Raw genomic sequence first — 7,113 nt, forward strand, 5'->3', positions numbered from 1 at the left:
TCAAGTTTTCGGTACATGAACGAAAGTGATGCTGTGCATGGCTTTTGACTGATTTTACCTCATAGTCTTACACTTTATCCGCGCCGATCGCGAGTCAAAGTCTTTTCAGATAAGGCTTTTAGGCTTATTCAGCAAGCCCTAGTTAGCTGATAGCAAAATGTTGAGAAATCAAGCATTTGAAACAAAAATCTGTTTCTCTGCTTCAGAAACAAAAAATGCGAGTATAATTATTCCACGTTTACCCAAAAATCAGCCGTGACAATTTGACCATTACGATTGAACTGCCCCCAAAGCTTATATTTTCCTGGTTGGGGGAAACTGGTCATAAAGTGAACCTCTCCTGCTGGAGTATCTTTCAAGGCATGAGCATGAATATAGTCGGCTTTTGTCAACGGTGATGACTGCTTGAGGATAACTAAGTGTCCTCTTTCGCCTAAATAGGGCTGTAAATCCTTCAGCGGTTGGTTGCTACTAGCATCTTGCAAATTGAAAATTAAGTTAACTCCTTGTCCAGCTTTTATTTGAGGTTGAGAAAACGTGAGGTTAGCCTTAGTATTTCCCAAAGTTTTGGTGGTAGCCATGTCAACTTTTGACAGAGCTAAAGCTTGACCAGGAACTTGCATTTTTAAGACAGAAACTTGTTCTGCATTTTCGGCTGGTTTGTAATCACTGAACAGGGTGTAACCACCTGAGCCGGGAAAATCAGTTTGAACTTCAAAGCGTCCATTTCCTTTATAGGTGGGGTGAATATGATTGAAATATTGGAGGTCATCGCTAACGACAATCAGGTGCATTAATTGTTCTTGGAATTTATCAAAATCAGCAATAGACTTTCCCTCTTTGTTTTGGACTTCAATTACCAAAGGTACGGGAGTTTTGGGCGCGATATTGGAGGGAACTGTCAGCTTAGCGATAGCATTCGCAGGTTCGGCATCTGAATATCCCGAATGACCACCATCATGATGTTGTTTTCCAGCGTCATGGGTTTTGGAATCCTCCATATTATGACCCTCATGAGGATTTTTATTAGCTCCTGATTTTTGGACATTATCCATTACATGACCCTCGTGAGAACTGGTATTTGCCACTTGTGAGGCAGAAGAAGTTGATGTTTCGCCAGATTTCGTGCTTGAGGGTGAGAAGCAACCTTGAGCTAGGATGAGAGTTGAAGTGATAGCAATTGCAGTTAAAAACGGGTTCATTGTTTTCTCCAGTTAGTAAACTTGAGGTGGTCGATTTATCAGGGGTTCAGACTTTGCTGTTCTCGTTTGGAGTTTCTAGTTAAGGGCATTCTTGTAAATGAATCCTCTAAACTACTGATAAACTCCCGAGTTAAGATGAATATTTAGGATTGGCGGCTAGCCAAAAGCTAACCGCTGGCAGGAAAAAAAACTACAAGGTTTACACGGATGGATAGCCAGCCGCAGCTATTGCTTCTTTGATTGCTGTTTCGGAGGCTTGAGTTTCTATGCTGACAAGTTTGGTTTTTGGATTGGCTTGAACCGAGGCAGTAGAATCAAGCGTTTGAATAACTTCGGTGATAGCATTCACGCAAGCAGAACAAGCCAGTTTAGGAACAGTTAGTTGCAGTACCATAGCCTTCAATTTCTAATCGATGGTAATTAATTGGCGCACTTTGTTGAGTAAATCAATCGTGAATTTACTCAACCTAATAACAGCTTAAATTCTCTATTCGACTGGAGAGTCAAGGGGTAGCGAAAAAATTTTGACAAATTTTTTCAGAATAGACCTCTTGCAAAAATAACTAGGACGGGCAAGATTCCCATCCCACAAGAGTTATTTTTTCTTGTGGGATGGGCATCTTGCCCGTCCCATCACTTGATGAAAAGGACTTTTGCAAGAGGTCTAATAAATCGACATATAAGTACGTAGGCGGGAAAAATTATCTTTATGTAACGAAAGATTAAGTGTAGTGATTGGATTTAAATTTAACACGTTGGGTACGGTAGTTTTTTCTTTCTCCTCTATCTAACTTCTACTCCCTGAATTACGGCGTAGGCAAGCTCTAGCTCATTGTCAAATATTTGCCCTGCTAATTCATCTTTTTTAATGTGTTGCAACTCTAATATTTAGGCAGCAAGAAGATATATAAACCCTGATTTCCCCACTTTGACCATAACTGTTGAACTTGCCTTAATCAGTGTATGGGGTCGTTGTCTTGAGCGATATTATTTTTTGATAAGAAACCAGTGTGTCAACTTCTATAACCTCCGTTGACACACGGATCGAAACAATTAAGTTATAGAAGAATTTACTTTTTTTGAATCAGAGGACAAATGATGGAATCAACCTTTTCTAGTAAGGTGGGCGCACCTGAAAGTAATCCTTCCAACTCTAGTTTGAGGATAAGTAGTTGCTGAATTTGTAGATCGATAGCGAGCAGTTTATCTTGCAACTGGACTTTGATGTGTTCACAAGGCAACTCTCCCCCATCGTGAACCGTCAATAATTCTTGAATCTCGGCTAAACTTAATCCCAAAGTTTGGGCGCGTTTAATAAAGCTTAGCCGAGTCAAAATATCAGAATTAAATAATCTATATTTCCCCTCGGTTCTGCCTGATGCCTTGATTAAACCGAGTTCCTCATAGTAGCGAATGGTTTTGATCGGTACGCCGCTTTCCTTCGCAACTAAACCAATGAGTTTTTGCTTTTCTTGAACTAACATACTCATTTCCTCTACTGAATCCAACTCTAAGCTTATGATAAACTATCCAGTGGGATGGAGAGTCAAGAGGGGCTAGACATTTTTTTGAATGACAGAGTGGCGATCGCCTGAATGTCGCAACTTTGGGTAGCAGTAGGCGTTTGGACAAACCATTCGAGCGATCGCACTTGGTTGACGGTCAGTTATTTAAGGCTTGAGCAGCCATTTCATCTGGGTCAGAGACGTTAGCGGCTTGCACTTCTATGGTACCGCGAAACATATTCATGCCACAACTAAAAGTGTGGTTTCCTACGTCTTCGGGAGTGAATTCAATGGTTGTTACTTGATTCAAAGACAAATCGGTAGCAATGTCAAAATCTGGAATCAGCACTTTCGCTAAACAACCACTAGAAGTTTCACGTAAAAAGTGGAGTTGAACGGGTTTACCTGCTTTAACTACCAGATGATTGGGCGTGTAGCCTTTGTTAACAATGATAGTCACTTTCTGGATGCCCTGGTCAACAGTTGGATTGATTTGCATAGCTTCAGCGTCAATTATTGTTTCAGGCTGATGTGTTGACATGGATGAATTGAACTGGGATTCTGTTAGTGTTTGAGGTTCCTCGAACCCCGTTGATTCAAGTTGTTGGTCTTCGGCAGCGATAATTTCGCCTCGAAACATATTCATGCCACAGCTAAAGACATAACTGCCAGCTTTTTTAGGTGTAAATTCAACAGAGGTTACTTGATTCAGAGGCAAATCTGCTGCAATATGAAAATCTGGAATTAAGACTTGTTCCAAACAACTGCTAGGGTCTTGGCGGTGAAAGTTAAGACGCACGGGTTGTCCCGCTTGCACAACAATGCGGCTGGGTTCATAGCCACCATCAACGGTGACGGTTACTTCTTGAATTCCTCCACTGGCTGTAACTGCTTTCTGAGATTTGGGTTTGCTAAGGAGAAACCACCAAAGTTCTAAACTAATTAACCCGATTCCAGCCAAAGTAACTAAAATCTTGTTATTTAAGGGTTGTTCAATGCGATGAAACTGACTTTTTTGCTGTGTTTGACTTTGGTGTGTTTCATGGGTATTTTGCGCTATTCCTTCACCATATAACATTCCTAGTACAACCCCGAGACTAGCAATAGTACCGATAATTGTTGTTTTGCCGAGCATTTGAAAACCTCCTAAAAAATACACAAGATTATGGGAGTAAGAGCGGGTTTTGAACAAAGGTATTTAGTGAATTTCCTTCGTGATTGACTAAACCCGCGCTATCGTTCGATGTTTCATTCATCAGAGTGCAAAAATAGGCTACGTTAACACTCCAAAAATTGAACCGGAAATTACCCCAAGCAGAAATCCAAATCCTGCTAATGTTCCTAGAAATGTAAGTTGCTTGTTCATCATTATTCCTTCTTAAGCAAGAATCAAATTAGCCAACATTTTTGGGTCGAAAGTTACGGAGACGCAACGCATTTGTTACTACAGAAACGGAACTAAATGCCATTGCTGCCCCGGCAATAATTGGATTGAGGAGCCATCCAAAAATCGGGAAAAGAATTCCGGCGGCGATGGGAATGCCTGCCACATTGTAGACAAAGGCAAAAAACAGATTTTGTTTGATGTTTTGGATCGTAGCGCGAGACAGTTGGATGGCAGTAACAATGCCTTGTAAGTCACCAGAAATTAGAGTGATATCGCTAGCTGCGATCGCGACATCTGTTCCTGTGCCAATTGCCATGCCTACGTCAGCTTGAGCAAGTGCAGGTGCATCATTGATTCCATCCCCCACCATTGCGACAATTTTTCCCTCTGCCTGAAGATTTTCGATTTGAGCGACTTTTTGATCGGGACGAACTTCTGCAATAACTCGTTTGATGCCGACTTCCTGCGCTATGACTTCTGCCGTGCGACGGTTATCACCTGTTAGCATTACCACTTCTAATCCCATCTTTTGTAAAGTGCGAATTGCGACAACAGAAGATGGTTTCACGGCATCGGCAATGCCCATAATTCCTTCTACTTTGCCATTCACGGCAATCCAGATAACCGTCTTACCGAGATATTCCAATCGATCCCACGGTGGCTGCAAACTACTGGTATCAATTCCCAATTCATTCATCCAACGATGAGTTCCAATTTGCACCCCTTGATTGGATACATACCCTTGCACACCACTGCCTGCGTGAGCCTCAAACTCCCGTGAATCCGTCAACTCCACTCCTTGAGATTGGGCATATTGCACCACCGCTTCTGCCAGAGGATGTTCTGAATTCCGTTCGACGGATGCAGCGAGGCGCAGAAGTTTTAGCTCGTTACCATTGGCGGTACCATTAACCGTTATAAAGTCCGTTACAGTGGGTTTACCTTGGGTAATCGTGCCTGTTTTGTCTAAAACAACAGTTTGCAGTTTGTGCGCCAGTTCTAAACTATCTGCACCTTTAATCAAAATTCCGTTTTCTGCCCCTTTACCTGTACCCACCATGATCGAGGTTGGTGTGGCTAAGCCAAGCGCACAGGGACAAGCAATAATCAGCACGCCCACGGTGGTAATCAATGCCATTGTGACGTTGCCCATGATGTTGTACCAGATGATGAAGGTAGCGATCGCAATGGCAATCACAACAGGGACAAACCATCCCGTAACGCGATCGGCTAATCGCTGAATCGGTGCCTTGGAGCCTTGCGCTTGCTGCACCAGTTTAACGATTTGCGCCAAAAACGTATCTTTACCCACTCGTGTGGCTCGGAATTTGAAGCTTCCAGTCTTGTTAATAGTCGCTCCAATCACTTCATCACCAGGCTGCTTTTTCACGGGTACACTTTCACCCGTTACCATTGCCTCATCAATCGTTGAGGACCCATCAATAATCTCGCCATCCACGGGAATCTTTTCACCCGGACGAACTAGAATGACATCTTCCAACACTACCTCAGCGATGGGAATGTCCACCTCTCGTCCATTACGAATTACCCGCGCCGTTTTTGCCTGCAAACCCATAAGAGAACGAATTGCTTCTGAGGTTTGTCCCTTAGCGCGGTTTTCCAACAGTCGTCCTAGCAAGAGCAATGCAATAATTACAGATGCCGCTTCAAAGTACACATCTGGTTTAAGACCCTGACTGATAAACCACTGGGGAGAGAAGGTGGGAAATAGAGAATAGAGGTAAGCTGCCCCTGTCCCGATCGCTACTAGCGTATCCATTGTCGCCGTATGACGCTTCAAGGCTTTCCAGGCATTGATGTAGAAAGACCTACCCGCCCAAAACAATACTGGAGTAGTGAGTACAAGTTGTAGCCAGGGATGGTGCAGCCACATGGGAATGAAGGGAATAGGCAATCCCGTCATCGCAGGCAGGGAGCCAATCACGATAACGGCGCTGATAATACCGCTAACCCACACCTTGCGGGTCAAGTCCTGATTTTCACTTTGCCGCGCCTGCCGTTCTGCATCATCTTCTGGGGCAAGTACATCATCTTGCATCGGCAGAGCAGAATATCCAGCCGCATCCACGGCATCCTGAATCGCTGCTACATCAGTTTGGCTGGGATTATATGTAACGCTGGCTTGTTCAGCTCCAAAATTAACATTGCACGTCTCAACTCCCGGAACTGAGCGGATTGCCTCTTCGATGTTACTTGCACAAGAGGCACAACTCATGCCTCGCAGTTTCATAGTGGCGTTTTCCATACAAAACCTCCTTATTTTCATCCTTAAAATGGGTCTGAGAAATCTTTAGTGACAGGTAACGGGATAACCTGCCGCTGTAATTGCCTCTGTAATGGTGGCTTCAGATGCTTGAGTTTTGATATTGACCAGTTTGGTTTTGGGATCTGCCTGAACATTTGCGGCGGCATCTACTGTCTTGATGGCTTTGGTAATGGTTTCGCCACAAGCTGAACACGCCATGTTAGGGACTTTTAGCTGTAGTGTCATGGTTGTATTTTTCCTTTCCTTTGAGGGGTTAATCCTATCTTGCAGTATCCAGTCCACTGGAGTGTCAAGGGGGATTGCGAAATTAATCAGGAATTATGGAAAAAGTGGTTTGACAGCCTACCCATAGGGTAAGGCGCGCACTGTGTACCCTACATAATTAGGTTATGAGTCCTGTAAATCTTAAATTTGAGTTCGATCGACAGCACAGCAATAATTTTTTACAATTTCCAGTCGAAAATTTCATCCTAATTTCATTTATATGTGGAAAGCTGAAGATAAATAGTCGTTTTAAGCATATAAAATCTATGAAACCAATTTCATTAAAAACCGGCTTTGCAGGGCTGACATTGATCGCCACAGCCGCCCTAACCAGCGGAGTGCTTGCAGCTTGTTCAAAAGCCCCTTCCAGCGAAACTCAAGCCCCAAATGTTACGGCTGCAACCGAAGCAAACAACAAGCAAGACATGGCACAAGGCGGCGGCATGGGTGGCATGAATCATGGCATGA

Annotated in this window: 6 protein-coding genes and 1 pseudogene; 1 reads left to right on the forward strand and 6 read right to left on the reverse strand. The window is 43.4% G+C overall.

Translation table 11 applies throughout. The features are described 5' to 3' along the window. Positions 1-227: 227 nt before the first annotated feature. The 6 genes from ACUVJL_RS14045 to ACUVJL_RS14070 form a co-directional block, all read right to left on the reverse strand. Positions 228-1,202, reverse strand: a complete 975-nt coding sequence (locus ACUVJL_RS14045; protein ID WP_445246410.1) for a hypothetical protein — start codon at positions 1,200-1,202, stop codon at positions 228-230. 199 nt (positions 1,203-1,401) lie between these two features. Continuing rightward, positions 1,402-1,596 (reverse strand): heavy-metal-associated domain-containing protein, encoded by a 195-nt coding sequence (locus ACUVJL_RS14050; protein WP_333371321.1) that lies wholly within the window; start codon positions 1,594-1,596, stop codon positions 1,402-1,404. A gap of 676 nt (positions 1,597-2,272) precedes the next feature. Further along, a complete protein-coding gene (locus ACUVJL_RS14055) occupies positions 2,273-2,686 on the reverse strand; it encodes a heavy metal-responsive transcriptional regulator (protein WP_333468603.1) in 414 nt (137 codons plus the stop codon). A gap of 178 nt (positions 2,687-2,864) precedes the next feature. Beyond that, positions 2,865-3,842, reverse strand: coding sequence for a cupredoxin domain-containing protein (locus tag ACUVJL_RS14060; protein ID WP_445246411.1), 978 nt, complete (start codon positions 3,840-3,842; stop codon positions 2,865-2,867). Between the two features lie 259 nt (positions 3,843-4,101). Then, on the reverse strand, positions 4,102-6,360 hold the full coding sequence (locus ACUVJL_RS14065) for a heavy metal translocating P-type ATPase (RefSeq protein WP_445246412.1): 2,259 nt from the start codon (positions 6,358-6,360) through the stop codon (positions 4,102-4,104). A gap of 45 nt (positions 6,361-6,405) precedes the next feature. Further along, positions 6,406-6,606 (reverse strand): heavy-metal-associated domain-containing protein, encoded by a 201-nt coding sequence (locus ACUVJL_RS14070; protein ID WP_445246413.1) that lies wholly within the window; start codon positions 6,604-6,606, stop codon positions 6,406-6,408. Between the two features lie 305 nt (positions 6,607-6,911). Here ACUVJL_RS14070 and ACUVJL_RS14075 point away from each other — a divergent pair. After that, a pseudogene (locus tag ACUVJL_RS14075) lies at positions 6,912-7,113 on the forward strand (DUF305 domain-containing protein); the annotation flags it as partial.

This window comes from Microcoleus sp. OTE_8_concoct_300 (assembly GCF_031383065.1).
In the GTDB taxonomy this organism is placed as follows: domain Bacteria; phylum Cyanobacteriota; class Cyanobacteriia; order Cyanobacteriales; family Microcoleaceae; genus Microcoleus.